This is a genomic window from Methylobacterium sp. W2 (assembly GCF_020662345.1).
GTDB lineage: Bacteria > Pseudomonadota > Alphaproteobacteria > Rhizobiales > Beijerinckiaceae > Methylobacterium.
The window spans coordinates 102,356-117,672 of record NZ_VMOA01000016.1 but is presented as its reverse complement, the minus strand read 5'-3'; the positions used below and the strand labels follow the sequence as shown (position 1 = coordinate 117,672).

The 15,317-nt window shown below is 69.3% G+C and carries 15 protein-coding genes; 12 read left to right on the top strand and 3 right to left on the bottom strand.

The window, feature by feature from the left end:
- Window positions 1-829: MetQ/NlpA family ABC transporter substrate-binding protein (locus FPV16_RS11500; protein ID WP_319802234.1), on the top strand; the 829-nt coding region annotated here is incomplete at its 5' end.
- 21 nt (window positions 830-850) lie between these two features.
- On the opposite strand, the gene FPV16_RS11495 is transcribed toward FPV16_RS11500, so the two are convergent.
- Window positions 851-2,191, bottom strand: a complete 1,341-nt coding sequence (locus FPV16_RS11495; RefSeq protein ID WP_227438318.1) for an LLM class flavin-dependent oxidoreductase — start codon at window positions 2,189-2,191, stop codon at window positions 851-853.
- A gap of 349 nt (window positions 2,192-2,540) precedes the next feature.
- On the opposite strand from FPV16_RS11495, the gene FPV16_RS11490 reads away from it, so the two are divergent.
- Window positions 2,541-3,359, top strand: coding sequence for a MetQ/NlpA family ABC transporter substrate-binding protein (locus FPV16_RS11490; protein ID WP_227438317.1), 819 nt, complete (start codon window positions 2,541-2,543; stop codon window positions 3,357-3,359).
- On the opposite strand, the gene FPV16_RS11485 is transcribed toward FPV16_RS11490, so the two are convergent.
- The gene (locus FPV16_RS11485) at window positions 3,323-3,910 is read right to left on the bottom strand and encodes a c-type cytochrome (RefSeq protein ID WP_413629268.1); all 588 of its coding nucleotides are present in this window, start codon (window positions 3,908-3,910) and stop codon (window positions 3,323-3,325) included. The two genes, FPV16_RS11490 and FPV16_RS11485, sit on opposite strands and share 37 nt — an antisense overlap.
- Entirely contained in the window at window positions 3,900-5,153 is a 1,254-nt protein-coding gene (gene soxC, locus FPV16_RS11480; protein WP_227438316.1) for a sulfite dehydrogenase, read from the bottom strand. Before soxC ends, FPV16_RS11485 begins: the two co-directional genes overlap by 11 nt.
- Before the next feature lie 466 nt (window positions 5,154-5,619).
- Here soxC and FPV16_RS11475 point away from each other — a divergent pair, with 466 nt between their 5' ends.
- The 10 genes from FPV16_RS11475 (at window position 5,620) to FPV16_RS11430 (ending at window position 15,272) form a co-directional block, all read left to right on the top strand.
- Window positions 5,620-6,744: a methionine ABC transporter ATP-binding protein gene (locus FPV16_RS11475; protein ID WP_227438315.1), complete on the top strand. Its 1,125-nt coding sequence runs from the start codon at window positions 5,620-5,622 to the stop codon at window positions 6,742-6,744.
- Window positions 6,734-7,399 carry a methionine ABC transporter permease gene (locus tag FPV16_RS11470; protein WP_227438314.1) on the top strand — a complete coding sequence of 222 codons (666 nt, stop codon included), beginning with the start codon at window positions 6,734-6,736 and terminating at the stop codon, window positions 7,397-7,399. Before FPV16_RS11475 ends, FPV16_RS11470 begins: the two co-directional genes overlap by 11 nt.
- A 316-nt stretch (window positions 7,400-7,715) precedes the next feature.
- Window positions 7,716-8,747: an ABC transporter substrate-binding protein gene (locus FPV16_RS11465; RefSeq protein WP_227438313.1), complete on the top strand. Its 1,032-nt coding sequence runs from the start codon at window positions 7,716-7,718 to the stop codon at window positions 8,745-8,747.
- Between the two features lie 10 nt (window positions 8,748-8,757).
- Window positions 8,758-9,663: an ABC transporter ATP-binding protein gene (locus FPV16_RS11460; RefSeq protein ID WP_227438325.1), complete on the top strand. Its 906-nt coding sequence runs from the start codon at window positions 8,758-8,760 to the stop codon at window positions 9,661-9,663.
- Entirely contained in the window at window positions 9,660-10,550 is an 891-nt protein-coding gene (locus FPV16_RS11455; RefSeq protein WP_227438312.1) for an ABC transporter permease, read from the top strand. Before FPV16_RS11460 ends, FPV16_RS11455 begins: the two co-directional genes overlap by 4 nt.
- Window positions 10,551-10,776: 226 nt before the next feature.
- Window positions 10,777-11,559, top strand: coding sequence for an ABC transporter ATP-binding protein (locus FPV16_RS11450; protein ID WP_227438311.1), 783 nt, complete (start codon window positions 10,777-10,779; stop codon window positions 11,557-11,559).
- Between the two features lie 14 nt (window positions 11,560-11,573).
- The gene (locus FPV16_RS11445; protein ID WP_227438310.1) at window positions 11,574-12,791 is read left to right on the top strand and encodes an ABC transporter substrate-binding protein; all 1,218 of its coding nucleotides are present in this window, start codon (window positions 11,574-11,576) and stop codon (window positions 12,789-12,791) included.
- Between the two features lie 23 nt (window positions 12,792-12,814).
- Window positions 12,815-13,636: an ABC transporter permease gene (locus FPV16_RS11440; protein ID WP_227438324.1), complete on the top strand. Its 822-nt coding sequence runs from the start codon at window positions 12,815-12,817 to the stop codon at window positions 13,634-13,636.
- Between the two features lie 11 nt (window positions 13,637-13,647).
- Window positions 13,648-14,196, top strand: coding sequence for an OsmC family protein (locus tag FPV16_RS11435; protein WP_227438309.1), 549 nt, complete (start codon window positions 13,648-13,650; stop codon window positions 14,194-14,196).
- Window positions 14,193-15,272 carry an acyl-CoA dehydrogenase family protein gene (locus FPV16_RS11430; protein WP_227438308.1) on the top strand — a complete coding sequence of 360 codons (1,080 nt, stop codon included), beginning with the start codon at window positions 14,193-14,195 and terminating at the stop codon, window positions 15,270-15,272. The genes FPV16_RS11435 and FPV16_RS11430 overlap by 4 nt, the downstream gene beginning before the upstream one ends.
- Window positions 15,273-15,317 lie beyond the last annotated feature (45 nt).

The window sequence follows — 15,317 nt, the reverse complement described above, 5'->3', positions numbered from 1 at the left end:
CTCCCCTCCCCGATCACAGGCTTCCACGATGCCCCCACTCCGTACCCGCCGCAGCCTCCTCGGCTTCGCGGCCGTCCTCTTCGCTCTGGGGACCGGCTCCGCCTCCGCCGAAAAACCCCTGCGCATCGGCGCGACGCCGGGGCCGGTGGGGCAGACCCTGGCCTTCGCCGCCGATCTCGCCCGCAAGCAGGGGCAGAATGTCGAGATCGTCGAGTTCACCGATTGGGTGACGCCCAACGAGGCCGTGGCCTCGGGCGATATCGACGCCAACCTGTTCCAGCACGTGCCCTACCTCCAGAGCGCCATCCGCTCGCGGGGCTACAAGCTGGTGGCCGTGGAGGGCGCGATCGTCCTGCCCGTGGGCCTGTTCTCGAAGACGGTGACCAGCCTCGATAAAGTTCCCGACGGCGCCTCGGTCGCCATCGCCAACGACCCCGTCAACGCGGCGCGGGGATTGCGCCTGCTGGAGACCGCCAAGCTGCTCACCCTGAAGCCGGGCGTCGGCGACGAGGCCTCCGTCGCCGACATCGTCGCCAATCCGAAGCACCTGCGGATTCTCGAACTCGAAGCGGCGCAATTGCCGCGCGCGATGGACGACGTGACCCTGGCGCAGGTCAGCTTCACCTACCTGATCGCCGCGGGCGGCGACCCCAAGACCTCCCTCATCACCGACGGGGTCGGGGACCGGCGCTACACGCTGAGCTTCGTCGCGCGGCCCGACAATCGCGACGATCCGCGTCTGGCCGCCTTCATCCGCAGCTTCCGCTCGGCGCCGGTGCGGGACTACATCGAGCGGACCTACAAGGGCTTTCTCGAGCCGGTCTGGTAGCCGGCGGCTCGGGCCGTCCGATCACGCCGGGATCGCGACGGCTTCCGCTCCGGCGTAACGGCTCGCCGGCCGCTCCAGGCCGAGATGGTCCCGCAGGGTCGTTCCCGCATAGGCCGTGCGGAACAGGCCGCGCTTCTGCAGGATCGGCACCACGGTCTCGACGAAGGTCTCCAGCCCGCTCGGCAGCACATCGGGCATCAGGTTGAATCCATCGGCGGCGCCGGCCCGGAACCAGGCCTCGATATCGTCGGCCACCGCCTCCGGCGTGCCGACGAGGATGCGGTGGCCGACGCCGCCGCCCAGCGCCCGCAGAAGCTGGCGCACCGTGAGAGTGTCCCGGCGTGCGAGGGCCACGGTTCCCTGGAACATGGTGTGGTTGGCATTGGCCGGCAGGGGCAGGCGATCCGGCAGCGGCTTGTCGAGGTCGAGGCGTTCGGGCGCGATCTGGAGCGTGCCCGCGAGCCGCGCGAGGCTGTACTCGATCGGCACCAGCTCCCACAATTCGTCCTGCCGGCGGCGCGCCTCCGCCTCGGTGCTGCCGATGACCGTGGCGAGGCCCGGCAGGATCACGATGGAGCCCGGGGGCCGCCCGAACGTGGCGGCACGGGCGCGCAGGTCACGCGCATAGGCGACCCCGTCCTCGATGGTCTGCGACAGGGTGAAGACGGCCTCCGCCGTGGCGGCCGCAAGATCGCGCCCGTCGTTCGAACCGCCGGCCTGCACCGTCACCGGCCGTCCCTGCGGCGAGCGTGGGACATTGAGCGGCCCGTCGACGGAGAAGGTGGTTCCGCGATGGGCGATCGCATGCACCTTCGCCGTGTCGACGAAGCGGCCCGTCGCCTTGTCGCCGAGGAAGGCGTCATCCTCCCAGCTGTCCCACAGGGCATGGACGACATCGACGAATTCGCGCGCCCGATCGTAGCGCGCTGCGTGGTCCACCGCCGCCTGGAGCCCGAAATTCCGGCTCGCGGCGGCATCGGCCGTGGTCACCACGTTCCAGCCGACGCGGCCCGCGCTCACATGGTCGAGACTGGCGAAGCGCCGGGCGAGGTTGAAGGGCTCGTTGTAGCTGGTCGAGGCCGTGGCGATGAGCCCGATCCGGGTCGTGGCGGCGGCGAGGCTCGCCAGCACGATGGTCGGCTCCAGGGCGTTGAACGGCCGGTAGTCGATGCGGTCCGATATCGACGGCGTATCGGCGAGGAAGATCGCGTCGAACAGGCCCCGCTCGGCGATTCCGGCGACCCTGACGTAATGGGCAATGTCGATGAAGGCGTCGGCCTGACTATCGGTCAGGCGCCACGCCGACGGGTACACGCCCGAATGCAGCAGGTTCACGTTGAGATGCAGCTGTCGTGGGCTCATCGGCCGGTGATCCGTCATGGGTGCTGAAAGATGGCGGGCGGGAGAGGATTGGTCTTCCGGTCGGGATGACGACGATGTTTTCGTCTATAGCCATCCAATCGAGCAGTATAAATTTCCAATCGGTGCCGTTATCATGGTCGTTTAGGCAATGACCGTTGATTTACGCATCATCGCCGCTTTAGATTGCTCCGACAATATCCTTCCCGATACTTTCATCGATGTCGGCGGCGAGTTTTTCCGGACGCCCCGATCCCGGCGACCGAGGGTGCGATCCGTGAGCGATGAAGCCCGGTGGGGCCGGGCAGCCGAGCAAGTGTTACCCGAGCAAGTCTGACCTGAGAGATCCTCCATGCCCCTGAACCGTCGCGCCCTGCTGGGCGGCACCCTTCCCCTGCTGGGCGGCACCCTCGCCCTGCTCACGGCCTCCGCAGCCCGGGCCGCGGCACCCCTCAGGGTGGTCGCCTCCTCGGTGCCGCATGCGGAGATCCTGACTTTCGTCCAGGACAAACTCGCTCCGGACCTGCCCCTGCGGATCATCGAGATCAGCGGCGACATCCGCCCGAACCGCCTCGTCATCGACGGCGACGCCGACGCCAACTTCTTCCAGCACGTGCCCTATCTGCGCAGCGAGGAGGCCGAACTCGGAATCCGCTTCGCCGTGACGGCGAGCGTGCATGTGGAGCCCCTCGGGCTCTATTCGCGCCGCGTCCGCAGCCTCGCCGACCTGCCGAAAGGGGCGACCGTCGCCCTGTCGAACAACGTCACCAATTTCAGTCGCGGCTTGAAGCTCCTTCAGGAGAACGGCCTCATCCGTCTCCGACCCGGCGGCGACGGCACCTTCGCCACGGCCGGCGACATCGCCGAGAACCCGAAATCCTTGAGCTTCGTCGAGGTGGCGCCGCCGCACTTGCCGCGCTCCCTCGACGACGTTGCCCTGGCGGTCATCAACGGCAACTATGCCCTCGAATCCGGGCTCGACCCGGCCAAGGATTCCCTCGGCCTGGAGCGGGCGGAGGGCAACCCCTACGCCAACGTGCTGGTGACGACCGAGGCCCTGGCCCAGGATGCGCGCATCCAGACGCTCTCCGCCCTCCTGCAATCGGCGGAGGTCGCCGGCTTCATCCGCGAGCGCTATCGCGGCGCGGTGATCCCGGTGAGAGGCGCCTGACCGGCGCGCGCCGGCACGTCGGGGCGGCTGTCCGTGGTGAAGCCGTCCCGGTTCGGCATCCGCACCTTCGGCAGGGAGGCGGCATCGAGTTCGGCTCCCTCCGGCAGGATGCCGTTGAGATGCAGGACATAGGCGCTGACGGCGTAGGTCTCGTCGGCGCTCAGGGATTGCGGCGCGTCGTAGGGCATGGCGCGGCGGATATAGTCGAACAGGGTGGTGGCATGGGGCCAGAAGCTGCCCACCGTCCGCACCGGCTTGCCCGTCGCGAGGCTGCCCTGGCCGCCCGCGAGCCTGTCGGCCGCAGCGCCTTCCCCCTGCGCCCCGTGGCAGGCGGCGCAGCGCGCCCCGAACAGGGCTTCCCCCTGGCGCACGCTGCCATGGCCGGCGGGCAGACCCTGCCCGTCGGCCCGCACGTCGATGTCCCAGAGGGCGAGGATCTGCGGGGTCGCCGGGCGGCCGATCCCGGACAGGGAGACGGGCCCGGACGGGTCCGCCAGGGCGGCGCCCGTCGCCATCAGGCAGGCGAGAAGGCCGAGGCCGCTAAACCGCATGACTCACGCCCCCCTCGGCGGCGATGTGCCAGCCGGCGATTCCGTTGTTGTGGTAGAAGGATTGGGTGCCCCGGACCGAGACCAGCGCCGCGCGCGGCGGCTGGACGTAGCCCGTCTCGTCGGTGGCCCGGCTGAGGAGATGCGCCGGGCCGCCCTCCCAGCGCCAGGGGAGCCGGAACCGGGTGAGGCATCTGGGCAGGATCGGACCCTCCAGAACGGCCGCCTGCCAGCGCGCGCCGCCATCGGTGGAGACCTCGACGCCTGCGATGCGGCCGCGCCCCGTCCAGGCGAGGCCGCAGATCTCGCGAAATCCGGGCGTGCGCAGCTGCTCGCCGCCGGACGGCGTGGTGATGACGGATTTGGCCTCCATCACGAAGGTGAACTGGCGCGCCGACCCGTCCGGCATCAGGTCGGTGTATTTCGAGGTTTCCTCGCGGGTCTGGAACGGCTGGTCTCCGACCTTGAGCCGCCGCAGCCATTTGATGCTGAGATTGCCCTCGACCCCCGGCACGAACAGCCGCAGCGGGTAGCCCTGTTCCGGGCGGAGCCGCTCCCCGTTCTGGGCATAGGCCAGGATCGCGCCGTCCCGCGCGAGGTCGAGGGGAATGCTCCGGCTCATCCCGGCGGCGTCCGCGCCCTCCGCCAGGATCCAGGCGGCGCCCGGCTTCAGCCCGACTTCGTCGAGGAGGGTGCTCAACTCCACGCCGGTCCATTCGGCGCAGGAGAGGAGGCCGTGGCTTTCCTGGAGGGTCCAGCCCGGCTTGGCCCCGAACCACGGGGTGTTGCCCGAGCATTCGAGGAAATGGATGCGCGAGACCGACGGCATCCGCACGAGATCGTCCATGGTGAGGATGAGGGGCCGTTCCACCAGGCCGTGGATCGCCAGCCGGTGGCGCTCCGGGTCGATGGCCGGCACCCCGGCATGGTGGCGCTCGAAATGCAGGCCATTGGGCGTGATGATGCCGTGCAGGTGCTGGAGCGGCGTGCCGGTGGAGGAGGCGCCGGGAAAGGCCGGCGGCGTCCGCGATCGGCGCCCCAGAGTCTCGTAGGGCGAGGGCCGGCCATAGGGGGGAGAGGCCGAGGGCGCTCCGGGCGTCCGGCTCCAGTCGGGGATGGCGAGGGGATCGCCCGCATCCAGGGCGTGGGCGGCGGTGGCGATTCCGCCCGCCGCGCCGCCGGCCAGCCGAAGGAAGCCGCGCCGGCTCGAAGACCGGCGCGGTGCGCGCGATGTGTCAGACGGCATGAAGACGGGGTCCGAATGGGCGTTCGGTGTAGAACGCGAAGCGAGATGTCGGGGCTGGTGGCGAAAGAAGAGCGTGGCTGCGTCTCTCTCGATGACCTTCATTGGACCGTATCCAGCCTTCGCAATCAACGGTATGGATTTTTCATTTCTTGTAGAGACGCGAACACATCTTCCCTCGAACCGGGACTCCGGGGGCGAATTTTCCAGATCGGGTGGTGCCGCTTAGGCGATGCCGCGATTGCCGTGCCCGACGCCGCGCAGGCGGCCCCGCCCGAATACGAGTGCGCCTGGTGGATTGTTCTCTCGTGGCGGTGTTGTGGGGATGGATTTTGCTTGATGGGTGAGCGATTTAACAATCAGTTTCATTGAATGTGCCAAGTATAGTTCATAGAACTACGAGATAGACGATAATGATTCCGTTCCACCGCCCCGCACCTGCGCGTGCCGGGCGCATGAGGTGTGGCGAGTGCCTGGAAGTCAGATCGACCGCGGCGGCAATGCCGTCCCGCCGCCGCCGGATGCGCTGATCCGTTTCGAGCAGGTGGCGAAGACCTACTCCACCCGCGACGGCGCCGGCGTTTCGGCGCTCAGTGGGATCGACCTGTCGGTGACGGCCGGTTCGGTGCTGGGGGTGATCGGCCGCTCGGGTGCGGGGAAATCGAGTCTGATCCGGCTCATCAACGGGCTGGAACGCCCGAGCGCCGGCCGTGTCAGTGTCGGGGATGCGGAGGTCTCGTCCCTTGACGAGCGCGCGCTGCGCCGGATGCGCCGCGGCATCGGCATGATCTTTCAGCATTTCAACCTGCTCTCCTCACGCACCGCCTTCGGCAACATCGCCCTGCCCCTGGAGATCGAGGGCCGGGGCAAGGCCGCGATCCGCGCCCGTGTCGAGGAATTGCTGGCCCTGACCGGGTTGGAGGAGCAGCGCGACCGCTATCCCGCCGAGCTCTCCGGTGGGCAGAAGCAGCGTGTCGGCATCGCCCGGGCCCTGGCCACGGGGCCGAGCGTCCTCCTCTCCGACGAGGCCACCTCCGCCCTCGACCCCGAGACCACGCGGTCGATCCTGGCGCTCCTGCGCCGCATCAACCGCGAGCTCGGCCTCACCATCGTGCTCATCACCCATGAGATGTCGGTGATCCGCGCCGTGGCGGATCGCGTCGCCGTGCTGGAAGCGGGCCGCATCGTCGAACAGGGCGACGTGTTCGAGGTCTTCACCCGGCCCCAGGCGGAGATGACGCGCACGCTCCTCGCCGGGGAGATGGGGCTGACCCTGCCGGCAGCACTCCGCGCCGGGATCGAGACCCGACCGATCGCGGGTGGCCGGGCGGTCCTGCGGATCGCCTTCCGCGGGCCTCACGCCAACGACCCGATCGTCGCGCGGCTCGCCCGCGAGACCGGCATCGAGGCCAACATCCTGTCCGGCACCGTCGACGAGATCGCCGGGCAGCCCTTCGGCTCCCTCACGGTCGGCCTGCCCGCGGGGCCGGACGTGGTCGGCCGGGCCCGCGCCTTCCTCGACGCTCACGGCCTTGTCTCCGATCTCCTCGGCTACCTGCCGGCCCATAGCGCGGAGGATCGCCGTGTCGCCTGAAATGATCCGCCTGCTGCTCCAGGCCACCGGCGACACCCTGTCCATGGTGGCCGTGGCGGCTGCTCTCGGCACGCTGTTCGGCCTTCCGTTGGGTGTCTTCCTGGCGACGAGCCGGCGCGGGGAATTGCTCGCCGCACCCTGGCTCAACGGCGTGCTGGGCCTCGTCGTCAACGCCACCCGCTCGACGCCCTTCATCATCCTGGTCGTGGCCATCATCCCCTTCACCCGGCTCATCGCCGGCACCTCCATCGGGATGTGGGCCGCCACGGTGCCGCTGACGGTGGCGGCGACGCCCTTCATCGCCCGCCTGGTGGAGGCGGCGATCCGCGAGGTCGATGCCGGGCTGGTGGAGGCGGCGCGCGCCTTCGGGGCCGGCCCGCTCACCATCATCCGCAAGGTGCTGATCCCGGAGGCGCTGCCTGGCATCCTCCTCGGCCTGACCCTCGCGGTGGTGTCGCTGCTCGGCTACTCGGCCATGGTCGGCGCCGTCGGCGGCGGGGGCCTGGGCGATCTCGGCATCCGCTACGGCTACCAGCGCTTCCGGCCCGAGATGATGCTGGCCGTCGTCGTCGTACTGATCGTCCTGGTCCAGGCGGTCCAGACCATCGGCGAGCGGCTCGCCGCCCGGCTCAACCGGCGCATCCGCCGGGCGTGATCCCGCTCCGGCAGGTTTTGTGAGGGCACACACCCTTTAGCCCGCTCGGCGTGTCCCGTAAAACGAACGACGGGCGTGATCAGATAAATCGATGGTCTCCGGCATCTCGTCGTTCGGCCGGAAATATCCTTCGCATTACTGCGGCGAGCTCGATAATGACTACGATCCGCTTGTTCTAGAGACGGATCATCTCCTTTGTCCGTTCTATAAAGAGAACGATTTCATTGACGCCGGGAGCCCCGCCAAGCAGATTTGCACGACACTTTCTCTAACCCGGCTCCGCGTCCCGCGTCCGAGTTCGACAGCAGGTTTGCCCATGACGACCCGACGCTCTTCCCTCTCGCGCCGGAAGGCTGCGGCTCTTCTGGGTGGATTCGCCCTCTCCCTGGCGAGCCTCGGCCCTGCGGCGGCCGGCGAAGGCCAGCTGCGCATCGCCAAGCAATTCGGCGTGGTCTACCTGCTCCTCAACGTCGTCGAGGACCAGAAGCTCATCGAGAAGCACGGCAAGCAGGCGGGCCTCGACATCAAGGTGGACTACGTCCAGCTCTCCGGTGGATCGGCCGTCAACGATGCGCTGCTGTCCGGCAATATCGAGATCGCCGGTGCCGGTGTCGGCCCGCTCTTCACCCTCTGGGACCGCACCCGGGGACGGCAGAACGTCAAGGGCGTCGCGTCCCTGGGCAATTTCCCCTACTACCTCGTCACCAACAATCCCGACGTGAAGACCATCGCCGACTTCACCGAAAAGGACCGCATCGCGGTCCCCGCCGTCGGCGTCTCGGTGCAGTCGCGCATCCTGCAGCTGGCCTCGGCGAAGCTCTGGGGCGACAAGGATTTCGCCAAGCTCGACAAGATCAGCGTCGCGGTCCCGCATCCGGAGGCCACTGCCGCGATCATCAAGGGCGGCACCGAGATTTCCGGCCATTTCGGCAACCCGCCCTTCCAGGAGCAGGAACTCGCCGACAATCCGAAGGCCCGGATCGTGCTCAATTCCTATGACGTGCAGGGCGGGCCGGCCTCCTCGACCGTGCTCTACGCCACGGAGAAGTTCTATAAGGACAGCCCGAAGACCTATACGGCCTTCCTCGGCGCCCTCGACGACGCCGCGAAGTTCATCACCGCGAATCCGGAGAAGGCGGCCGAGATCTACGTTCGGATCAACGGCAGCAAGATCGACCCGGCCTTCCTGACGACGATCATCAAGAACCCCGCCGTATCCTTCAAGGTGACGCCCGAGAACACGATCGGTCTCGGCACGTTCATGCACCGGGTCGGTGCGATCAAGGCCGAGCCGAAGGCGATCGGCGACTACTTCTTCGATGACCCGCGCATCAGCAACGGCAGCTGAGCTGCGCACGATGATCTCCACGGCTCCCCGCTCCGACTTCGCCATTACAGGGCTTCCCGATCCCCGCGCATGGGGATCGGCGCGGCGTGAGGAGGCGCGCGCCCATGCCCCGGTCGCGGCCGAGGCTTCGCCGCTGCTGCGGATCAAGGGCGTGACCCTCGAATACCGCACGCCGGAGCGGGTGGTGCGCGCCACCCATCGCATCGACCTCGATATCCATCAGGGGGACCGCTTCGTCCTGCTCGGGCCGTCCGGCTGCGGCAAGTCCACCCTGCTCAAGGCGGCGGCCGGTTTCCTCCGCCCCGTGGAGGGGGAGATCACCCTCGGCGGCGTGCCGGTTCGCGAGCCCGGCCCCGACCGGATCGTCGTGTTCCAGGAATTCGACCAGCTGCCGCCCTGGAAGACGGTCGCCCAGAACGTCGCCTTCCCCCTGCGCGCGGCCCGCGCCCTCGGCCGGCGCGAGGCCGCCGAGCGAGCGCGGCACTACATCGACAAGGTCGGGCTGACGCGCTTTGCCGACAGCTACCCGCACCAGCTCTCGGGCGGCATGAAGCAGCGCGTGGCGATCGCCCGGGCGCTGGCGATGCAGCCGAAGGTCCTGATGATGGACGAGCCCTTCGCGGCCCTCGACGCCCTGACCCGGCGCCGGATGCAGGAGGAATTGCTGACCCTCTGGGACGAAGCCCGCTTCACCCTGCTCTTCGTCACCCATTCCATCGAGGAAGCCCTGGTGGTCGGCAACCGGGTGGCGCTGCTCTCGCCCCATCCGGGCCGGGTGCGGGCCGAGATCAACAGCCATGCCTTCGATCTGACCAGCATCGGGAGCCGCGATTTTCAGGACGCGGTGCAGCGTCTGCACAGCCGCCTGTTCGAGACCGCTCCCGAAAGCCGAGACTCCACGGGGGCTTCCGCATGAGCGAGGCCAGTCTCGCCGGCCGGCCCCTCGTGCCGCCGATCCGTCCCGAATACGACCACGTGCTCGCCCCCTTTGTCGAAGCCCCGGTGGAACGGGTGCTGCCGTTCTCGACCCGGCTCTGGCAGCAGGATTGGCTGCGCAAGGGCCTGATCATCGTCGCCCTCATCCTCGTCTGGGAGGGGCTGGCGCGCTGGCAGGACAACGACCTGCTGCTGCCCGGCTTCGGCGCCACGATGTCCGCCCTGGTGGAAGGCCTCGTGAACGGCGAGCTGCTGGACCGGGTGCGGATCTCCCTCGTCGTGCTGATGCAGGGCTATGTCTACGGCATCGTCCTGGCCTTCCTGCTGACCACCCTGGCGGTCTCGACCCAGTTCGGCCGCGACCTGCTCTCGACCCTGACGGCGATGTTCAACCCGCTGCCGGCGATAGCCCTGCTGCCGCTGGCCCTGCTCTGGTTCGGCCTCGGTTCCGGCAGCCTGATCTTCGTCCTCATCCATTCCGTGCTGTGGCCGATGGCGCTCAACACCTATGCGGGCTTTCAGGGCGTGCCCGAAACCTTGCGCATGGCCGGGCGCAACTACGGTCTGCGCGGCCCGTCCTACGTGATCCAGATCCTCATCCCGGCCGCGCTGCCGGCGATCCTGTCCGGCCTCAAGATCGGATGGGCCTTTGCCTGGCGCACGCTGATCGCGGCCGAGCTCGTCTTCGGCGCGTCCTCGGGGCGCGGCGGCCTCGGCTGGTACATCTTCCAGAACCGCAACGAACTCTACACCGACCGGGTCTTCGCCGGTCTCGTCCTCGTCGTCGTCATCGGCCTCGTCATTGAGAACGTCGTGTTTGCGGCGTTCGAACGGCTCACCGTGCGGCGCTGGGGCATGGCGCGATAGTCTCAATCGCCGTCGGAAGCCTGGCTGCCTCGCGCGAAAAATCTGCTCTTACGAGCGGAAGACGAAGCAGTTTTCGGTCGTTCTGTCTTTGTATTTGAAAGATCATGTCATCGACTTTAGTCGGAACCGGCGATTATAACGGCGTTCGCAAAAGCTTTTATTCAATATTTCGTCTATCGGCCGGCCTGAGATGCTGGCCGGATGGTCATGCTTCGATCGGATCCCCGTGCCGTCGCCCCATCTCGCCCTCGATGCCATCGGGTTCCGGCATGGCGCCAGACCCATCCTCGACCGCCTATCGCTGCAGGTCGCGGCCGGGGAGAGGGTCGGGATTCTTGGGCCCTCCGGCGTCGGGAAATCCACCCTGCTCCAGATCGTCGCCGGACTGGTCGCCCCGTCATCGGGGGAGCTCGGGATCGACGGCGCCTCCGTGACCGGTCCCGTGCCGGGGGCCACGATGATGTTCCAGCGCCCTGCCCTTCTTCCCTGGGCGAGCGTGCTCGACAACGTGCTCCTGCCCTCTCGTCTCATGGGCAGGCGCGATCCGGGCAGGCGCGATCCGGGCAGGCGCGATCCGGGCAGGCGTGATTCGGGCAGGCGCGACGAGGCCCGTTCGGAGGCCCTTCGCCTCCTCGGCGAGGTCGGCCTCGCCGACAGGGTGGACGCCAAGCCCCATGCGCTCTCGGGCGGCCAGCAGCAGCGCGTCGCCCTGGCGCGGGCGCTGGCGAGCCGGCCGCGCATCCTGCTCCTCGACGAGCCGTTCTCGGCCCTCGATCCCGAGATGCGGGCCGCTCTGCGGGCGGATGTGAAGCGCCTCGCGCAGGAGCGCGGGCTCACCCTGCTCATCGTGACGCACGATCCCGCCGATGTCGCGGCCCTGGCCGAGCGGGCCGTGGTGCTCGGCGGCCGGCCCGCCGGCATCGTCGCGGATTTCACCCTCGCCTCCGAGGCCGACCTGCGGGCGCGGCTCGGCGGACATGTCTCGCAGAACGGCCGCGAAGCGGCCTGAACCGGATTTCGCCCATGCCCGCCCCCGACGACCTCTCCGCCCTGTGGACGCATGAGTGGGCGCGCGCCGACTGGACCCGCCGCGACACCCTCGACGGCCTCGCCAGGGGCGGCCTCGCCGCGCTTCTCGGCGGCGCGGGCCTCGGCCTTTCGAGCCGCGCCGTCCATGCGGCGGACGACGAGGTCGTGCGCATCGGCTACCTGCCGATCACCGACGCCACCGCGCTGCTCGTGGCCCATGCCAAGGGCTATTTCGAGGAAGCCGGCCTCAAGGTCGCCGAGCCGACGCCGGTGCGCTCCTGGTCGGCGCTCGTGGAGGGCTTCGCCGCCGGCAAGTTCAACCTCGCCCATCTCCTCAAGCCCATCCCGGTCTGGATGCGCTACAACAACACGTTCCCGGTGAAGATCCTGGCCTGGGCCCATACCAATGGCTCGGGCATCGTCGTCGGGGGCAAGAGCGGCATCACCGACTTCAGGGGGCTGGCGGGCAAGCGCATCGCGGTGCCCTACTGGTACTCGATGCACAACGTCGTGCTGCAATACGCCCTGCGCGAATCGGGCGTGACGCCGGTGATCCGCGGCGAGGCGGGGGCGAACGAATGCGCCCTCCAGATCCTGCCGCCGCCCGAGATGCCGGCGGCTTTGGCGGCCGGCAAGATCGACGGCTACATCGTCGCCGAGCCGTTCAACGCGCTGGGCGAGATCAAGGCCGGCGCGCGCATGCTGCGCTTCACCGGCGACATCTGGAAGAACCACCCCTGCTGCGTGGTCGTCGCCCACGAGCGGACCACCGTCGAGCGGCCCGAATGGACCGGCAAGGCCGTGGACGCCATCGTCCGCGCCCAGGCCTACGCCTCGGTGAACAAGGAGGAGGTGGCCCGCCTGATCTCGAAGGACGGGCGCGGCTACCTGCCGATGCCCGCCGACGTGGTGGTGAAGGCCATGACCGATTACGGCCCGGCCTATGCGGCGAGCGGCGCGATCCGGCACCCCGACTGGGCGGCCAATCGCATCGACTTCCAGCCCTGGCCCTACCCCTCCGCCACGCGGCTGATCGTCGAGGCCATGGGACGGACCGTGGTCGAGGGCGATGCCACCTTTCTCACCGGTCTCGATCCCGATTTCGTGGCACGCGACCTCGTGGACGACCGCTTCGTCGCCGCCTCCCTCAAGCGCTTTCCCGACGCGTTTCCCGGCACCGATCTCGGCCGCACCGAGGTGTTGTCCCTGTGAGCGCGGGCCTGCTCAAGGCATCGCTGCCGGTCGCGGGCGGCACCGGGGACCGGCCGGCCTCGTTCTCCGGCGGCGGTGGCGCGCGCCTGCTCCATCGGGGCGCCCCCTTCCTCGGGCTTCTCAGCCTTCTCGGTCTGTGGTTCGTGGCCGGGCGCCTGCTCGCGAGCGATCCGGCCTCTATCGCCTTCACCGGCTTCGGGCCCGGCCCGGCGCTGGCGTCCTTCGTCGAGCTTGTCACCTCGGGCGAAGCGTTGCGCGCGGCGGTGCCGAGCCTCTCGCGGATCGGACAGGGCCTCGCCTACGCCTTCCTGCTCGGAGCCCCGCTGGGATTGCTCATGGGCGCCTCGCCCCTGGCCGAGCGCGCGCTGCAGCCGCCGTTCCAGCTCCTGCGCATGGTCTCGCCCCTGGCCTGGATGCCGGTGGCGGTGCTGGCCTTCCCGAGCTGGGACGGGGCCATCGTCTTCCTCATCACCGCCGCCGCGATCTGGCCGATCCTGTTCTCCACCGCCGCCGGGGTGAAGCGGATCGACCCGGTCTGGCTCACCCTGGCGCGCAATCTCGGGGCGAGCCGGCTCGGCATCCTGCGCCGGATCATCGTCCCGGCGGTGCTCCAGGACATTCTCACCGGCCTGCGCCTGGCGCTCGGCGTGGCCTGGATCGTGCTGGTCCCGGCCGAGTATCTCGGGGTCACCAGCGGCCTCGGCTACGCCATCAACGACGCCCGCGACACCCTCTCCTACGACCGGCTCGCCGCCCTCGTCCTGCTGATCGGCCTGATCGGCTACGCCCTCGACAGCGGCCTCGGTCGCCTCGCTGCCCGCGCCCGCTGGATTCCCGCCACCTGAAAGGAACGCCCATGTCGTCGTCTTCCGTGACCGAGATCGTCCAGACCTTCGAGACCATCGACCGCGACGCCCTCGAGACCCTGTCCGAGAAAGGCCGCTCCGATCCCACCGCCGTGCGCACGGTGCGCGCCCGCACGATCGCGCAGGGCCGCCGCTTCCGCCACCTGAACTACGTCCGCAACCTCGACGCCCATATCGTCGACGAGCCGCCGGGGCTGCTCGGCGACGACACCGCGCCCAACCCCACCGAGGCACTGCTCGCCGCCCTCGGCACCTGCGTCGCGGTGGGGCTTCAGGCCAACGCCGTCGCCCGCGGATGGACCGTGCGCGGCATCGAGATCGAGAGCGAGGGCGACATCAACATCACCTCGGTCTGGGGCACCGGCGACCTGTCGCCGAAGGTCGTCGGCCTCTCCGCCGTGCGCCTGTCCGCACGCCTCGACATCGAGGGGGCGAGCCAGGCCGAGCTCGACGAGCTCGTGGCCCATGCCGGGCAATGGTCGCCGGTGCTGAACACCGTGAAGAACCCCGTGACGGTCAGCCTCGTCCGCGCCCGATGAGCGCCGCGCTCTCCCTCGCCGAGGCGGACAGGCCGGTCCCGGATGTGGAGACCATCGTCCGCACGGAGCTCGGCCCCCTCGCCGGTGCCATCGACGGCGGGCTCTATCCGGAGGCGATCCTGCGGCACCTCGGCGCGGCCGGCGCCTATGCGCATCATCGCGACGGAACGCCCGAAGGGCTGGTCGCCGCCATCGCGGCCATGGCCACGGCCGGGACCGTCTGCCTGTCCACGGCCTTCTGCATCTGGTGCCAGGACGCCCTGGTCTGGTACCTGGCCCGAGGCGACGATGCGGCCGGATCGCGCCACCTCCACTCCGCTATGAGCGGGTCCCGCATCGGCGGTACCGGCCTCTCCAACCCGATGAAGGCGTTCTCAGGCATCGAGCCGCTGGCCCTCACCGGCCGGCGCGTGGCTGGCGGCTACCGGGTGCGCGGGCGCCTGCCCTGGGTCTCCAATCTCGGCCCCGGTCACCCCTTCGCCAGCATCTTCGCCCTGGAGGACGGGCGGCGGGTGATGGCCGTGTTCGAGGCCGGATCGGAGGGCGTCTCCATCGCGGCCAATGCGCGGTTCGTGGCGCTGGAGGGCACCGGCACCTACACGGTGATGATCCGCGACGCCTTCGTGGCCGATGACGACGTGATCGCGGCCGATGCCGCCGCCTTCGTCCCGCACATCCGCAGCGGCTTCGTCCTGCTCCAGGCCGGCATGGGCCTCGGCCTCGCCAGCGGAGTCGCCACTCTGATGCGCGCGGACGAGCGCGGGCGCCGCGACGGCGCGGCCCTTCCCCTGGGCGCGGACGGGATCGAAGACCGCGCCTCCGCCCTGTGGGAGCGTGTGGCACGGGCCGCCGGGCATCATGCCGACCCGTCCGCGGGCGCTTTTCGCGAGACCCTGCGCCTGCGTCTCGACATCTCCTGGCTGGCGCTGGAGGCCGCGCAGGCCGCCATGCTCCAGTTCGGCGCGCGCGGTTATCTCGAAGGCTCGGAACCCTTCCGGCGCCTGCGCGAGGCGCAGTTCGTCGCCATCGTGACGCCCTCCGTGAAGCACATCACGGCGGAACTGGCACGGGCCTGATACCAGACCTCGATGAGCCCGGCTCAACGAGGTCTGCCCGCGCGA